This window comes from Microcoleus sp. B13-B6 (assembly GCF_036705405.1).
Classification (GTDB): domain Bacteria; phylum Cyanobacteriota; class Cyanobacteriia; order Cyanobacteriales; family Microcoleaceae; genus Microcoleus.
Genome location: NZ_JAUBUJ010000205.1, coordinates 1 through 5,006 on the forward strand (window position 1 = coordinate 1; position 5,006 = coordinate 5,006).

The 5,006-nt window shown below is 45.0% G+C and carries 3 protein-coding genes and 1 pseudogene; all 4 read left to right on the forward strand.

Annotation, left to right across the window (positions count from 1 at the left end):
- Positions 1-251: pseudogene (locus QUB35_RS38355) on the forward strand (IS4 family transposase); the annotation flags it as partial.
- Positions 252-355: 104 nt separating this feature from the next.
- Positions 356-2,263 (forward strand): AMP-binding protein, encoded by a 1,908-nt coding sequence (locus QUB35_RS38360; protein WP_333148228.1) that lies wholly within the window; start codon positions 356-358, stop codon positions 2,261-2,263.
- Positions 2,264-2,301: 38 nt separating this feature from the next.
- Positions 2,302-3,135 (forward strand): isocitrate lyase/PEP mutase family protein, encoded by an 834-nt coding sequence (locus tag QUB35_RS38365; RefSeq protein ID WP_333148230.1) that lies wholly within the window; start codon positions 2,302-2,304, stop codon positions 3,133-3,135.
- A 32-nt stretch (positions 3,136-3,167) separates the two neighbouring features.
- Positions 3,168-5,006: condensation domain-containing protein (locus QUB35_RS38370; protein WP_333148232.1), on the forward strand; the 1,839-nt coding region annotated here is incomplete at its 3' end.

The following is a 5,006-nucleotide window of genomic DNA, read 5'->3' on the forward strand; positions in this document are numbered from 1 at the left end:
ATTCGATTTCATTAGAAATGATTTACCGGGGTCTTTACCATTTTTATGTAGCTCATCAAAAAGGTAAGGCCACTGACCCCCCAAAGTATTTCGCCGCGCCCGAAAACCGAGATTTAGGTATTGTTAAATCTCAACGAAAGCCCAATGTTAAGTTAATTGTTGCACCTTTCCCTGATCGACAGCGAGGCAAAAACCAATATTTCTTTGACACATCTTCTCAAATCCCCTTGACAACTGCCATACAGGCTTAACTTGTTACCAATGGCTAAGAGGTGAAGAAGAGATACACAGAAAAATTGGAGAAAAAGCTTGCCTCTGCTTCGACTAAGTAAGAGATGATACCGGAGAATCATAAATGTTAAGTCAACTGTTTTCTCATAAAGAAATATATCAAAAGCTGAAAGCTCAAGCCCAAAAAAATCCCGATTCCATTGCTATTTCTTCTCCTGAGCGCTTACCGCTTACCTATCGCCGTTTGCTTGAGCAGATTGACTCTGTAATCAGCCAACTCAATTGCTTAGGTATAGGTCGCTTTGACCGAGTAGCAGTTGCGCTGCCCAATAGTCCAGAGATGGCAGTGGCTTTTTTAGCCATAGCCTCTTGTGCTACTTGTGCTCCCCTCAACCCAGCTTATCGCACGAAGGAATTTGATTTTTATCTATCGGATTTGAATGCTAAAGCACTGATTGTTCAGTCACAACTTGCAGAGCCTGCCAGAATTGCAGCCAAACAACGAGGCATTCCGATTATCGAACTTTCCCCTGTCTTAACAGCAGAAGCAGGCATTTTTACTCTCAGTGGCGGTGAGCCACAGTCTCCTGCTTCGGGGGGCTTGGCTCAACCAGAAGATGTAGCGTTAGTGCTACATACTTCAGGGACTACCTCTCGTCCTAAAATAGTCCCCTTAACCCATGCCAACTTGTGTACTTCAGCCGAGAATATTCAACTTGCCCTAAAGTTGAGCCAGAGCGATCGCTGTTTGAATGTGATGCCACTGTTTCACATTCATGGGCTGGTGGGGGTTTTGCTGTCCTCCCTTAGTGCTGGGGCAAGCGTAGTTTGTACTTCAGGCTTTTATGCTCCCAAATTCTTTGACTGGTTAGAAAGTTTTCATCCCACTTGGTATAGTGCTGTTCCAACAATGCACCAAGCGATTCTTGCCAGAACCGAGGCAAACCGCGAAATTATTGTCCGTTGCCCACTCCGGTTGATTCGCTCCTCCTCTGCTCCTTTGCCTCCTCAAGTCATGGCCGAGTTAGAAAGCGTGTTTAATGTGCCAGTTATTGAGTCCTATGGCATGACAGAGGCTGCTCATCAAATGAGTAGCAATCCCTTACCACCACATCAGCGTAAGCCGGGTTCAGTAGGTATAGCTGCTGGTCCTGAAGTGGCAATTATGGATCCGGGGGGTAACTTGCTACCAGCCGAGGAAATTGGGGAAGTCGTTATCCAAGGTGCGAATGTCACATCAGGCTACGAAAATAATCCCGAAGCGAACGACAGTGCTTTTACCAAAGGCTGGTTTAGAACTGGGGATTTAGGCTCTTTAGATACCGACGGCTATCTTTTCCTCAAAGGCAGGATTAAAGAAACAATTAACCGGGGTGGAGAGAAAATTTTTCCCCGTGAAGTGGATGAAGTGCTGTTAGAACATCCGGCTGTAAAACAGGTAGTTACCTTTGCTGCGGCTCATACGCTTTTAGGTGAAGAGGTAGCTGCCGCCATAGTTCTTAAAGAGAATGCTTCGGCGACTGAGCAAGAAATCAAAGAATTTGTCGCTCAGAAACTGGCTGATTTTAAAGTCCCCCGTGTGGTGTTATTTGTCGAGGAAATTCCCAAAGGTCCCACAGGCAAACTACAGCGAATTGGGTTAGCTGAAAAACTAGGACTTCAACCCTCAGATCCGACAGCCCCCAGACCGGAATTTGTCCCTCCCCGTACCCCCCTAGAAGAACAGTTGGTGAATATTTGGTCTCTTGTTTTAGGGGTTAAGTCAATCGGTATTCATGACAATTTTTTCCAGTTGGGAGGAGATTCCATCTTGGCGGCTCAAATTGTCAACCGCGTGCTTGAATCCATACAGGTTGAATTATCACTCTCCATATTCTTTGGGCAACCAACAGTCGCCAATATGGCAGTAAAAATTGCTCAAATTCAAGCAGAAGCAGAAACGGTAAGGTCTGATGAATTAACCACTCTGCTAGTCGAGTTGGAATCCCTCACGGATCAAGAGGTGCAAAAACTTCTTGACAAGAGAGAGTAACTATGCCATCATCGAATTTTCACCCAAAAACTAAACCCATGATTGTCAGTTTTGGAGAACGATTGCGTCAAGAAATCATGGTACGAGATATCATTCCTTTTATAGGGGTTTATGATGTGTTTTCAGCCTCAGTAGTTGGAAAATATTACGACGGCATTTTTATTAGTGGGTTCAGTTTCGCTGCTAGCTATTACGGCTTACCAGACATTGGGTTTATTGCATGGTCTGATATTGTAGCATTTGTCCAACGAGTCAAAACCGTGCTGCCCCATCATTATATTATCGTCGATATTGATGACGGCTATGTGGATACGGAAGTTGCTTGTCATGTAGTATCTCTGTTGGAATCTATTGGAGTTGCGGGGGTGATTATTGAAGATCAAAAGCGACCTCGAAGATGCGGTCATTTTGATGGCAAACTCCTGATGGAGTTGGATGAATTTCTGGAAAAATTGAAAAGTATTCTAGCAACTCGCCGAGAACTTTTTGTGGTGGCTCGGACAGATGCAACAGATATTGATGAAATCATCCATAGAGCAAAGGCGTTTTCAGTGGCGGGAGCTGATGCTATATTGGCTGATGGAATCAAGGATCTAGACGTAATCAAAATCCTAAAAAGTCAACTGGACAAACCTCTGGTATTTAACCAAATTGCAGGTGGCAAATCTCCACCCTGTAGCTTAACAGAACTGAGAGATGCTGGTGTTTCTCTTGTTAACTACAGTACACCTTGTCTGTTTGCTGCCCAAGCTGCCCTTGAGGATGAAATGAAATGCTTGAGGGAAAAGGATGGATTTTTGCAGAAAGAACGTGTGGGCGTGCAGGAATGTACTGCCCTTTTGGATGAAAATCTTGCCAATAAGAATAAATAGTTAAGAAAATTTGATATTTGAAGCCAGAAAATATGAATGATATCAACAAACGGATTGCTGAACTCTCACCAGCCAAGCGGGCGCTGTTAGAGCAGAGACTCAAGGAAAAGGCTGTTGCTAATCCTCACCAAACCATCTCCCCAAGAGCAAATCAGAAAGAAGCTCCTCTCTCGTTTGCACAAACTAGGATGTGGTTGCTAGACCAGTTAAAATCAGGGAATCCTGCTTACAATCGTCCCACAAATATCCGTCTCGTCGGTGGGATCAATGTAGCAGTGCTGGAGTTTTGTCTTAATGAAATTGTGCGTCGCCACGAAGTCTTACGTGCTAGCTTTGCGGCTGTGGATGGGAAACCAGTTCAAGTCATTGCTCCAAGTTTGACCTTGACTTTACCCATTGTAGACATTAGTAATTTACCAAGCCAAGATAAGCAGGCCAAACTCCAACAACTAGCGACAGAAGAAGCCCAACGTCCCTTTAATTTAGCGTTTGGTTCTTTGGTCAGAGCCAATTTAGTGAGACTTGGCGAACAAGAACATATCCTGCTGTTGACCCTGCATCATATTATCTTTGATGGCTGGTCTGTGGGAGTTCTCCTCAAAGAACTCGCCTTGCTTTATGAAGCCTTTGGTGCTGGAAAGCCATCGACTGTCTCTGAATTACCTATCCAATACGCAGATTTTGCCTATTGGCAGCAACAGCATCTACAGGGAGAGGTCTTAGAGTCACAACTTGCCTACTGGAGGGGACAACTGGGCGGTGACTTACCTGTATTAGAGTTACCGACTGACAGAGCGCGATCGCCCGTGCAAACGTTTCGAGGTGCAAAGCAATCCCTGTTATTACCCAAGTCCCTGACCCAATCGCTGAAGCTTCTGAGTCAACGGGAAGGGGTAACGTTGTTTATGACCTTGTTGGCAGCTTTTAAGATATTGCTTCATCGTTACACAGGTCAGGAAGATATTGTTGTGGGAGCGCCGATCGCAGGACGCGATCGCATAGAAACAGAGACACTGATTGGGATTTTCATTAATACCCTAGTTTTACGAACTTACGTTGATAGTAAGCTAACTTTCCTTCAACTCTTAGCTACAGTCCGTAAGGTAGCAATAGAAGCCTATGAACACCAGGGTATTCCTTTCGAGAAACTGGTGGAAGAACTACAACCAGACCGAGACTTGAGTCATACTCCTCTGTTTCAAGTATTGTTCCAATTGCGAAACGTACCTAATGAAACTGTGGAGGTACAAGGTCTAAGATTTGATGACTTCCAGTTTGACAGAGGAATTACCGCGTTTGATTTAACCCTGGATATTGTTGATACACCTGAAGGGCTGTCTTGTCGGTTTGAATACAACACCGATTTGTTTTACGCAGCTACAATTGTGCGGATGGCAGGACATTTCCAGACTTTGCTTGAGGGTATTGTCGCTAATGTCGAGCAACCAATTGGTCAATTACCGCTGTTAACAGAAACCGAACGGCATCAGTTGTTGGTAGAGTGGAATAACACCCAGACAGATTACTCCAATCAAACCTGTATCCATCAGTTATTTGAAGCCCAAGCCAAGCAAACTCCCAACGCGGTTGCGGTAGTCTTTGAAAACGAGCAACTAACCTACCAGCAGCTCAATTGCCGTGCCAATCAACTAGCACACCACCTCCAAAAATTGGGTGTAGAACCAGAAATGCTGGTCGGAATTTGCGTAGAGCGATCGCTTGAGATGATGGTGGGACTTCTCGGTATTCTCAAAGCGGGTGCAGCCTATCTACCACTAGACCCAGCATATCCAAAAGAGCGTCTCACCTTCATGCTGGAGGATGCCCAAGTCCCAGTCCTATTGACCCAACAGCGGCAGGTTGAGAAACTT

Bases quoted from the DNA above. Each gene is read 5' to 3' on its own strand.
- QUB35_RS38360 (WP_333148228.1), top strand. From the start codon at position 356: ATGTTAAGTCAACTGTTTTCTCATAAAGAAATATATCAAAAGCTGAAA.
- QUB35_RS38365 (WP_333148230.1), top strand. From the start codon at position 2,302: ATGATTGTCAGTTTTGGAGAACGATTGCGTCAAGAAATCATGGTACGA.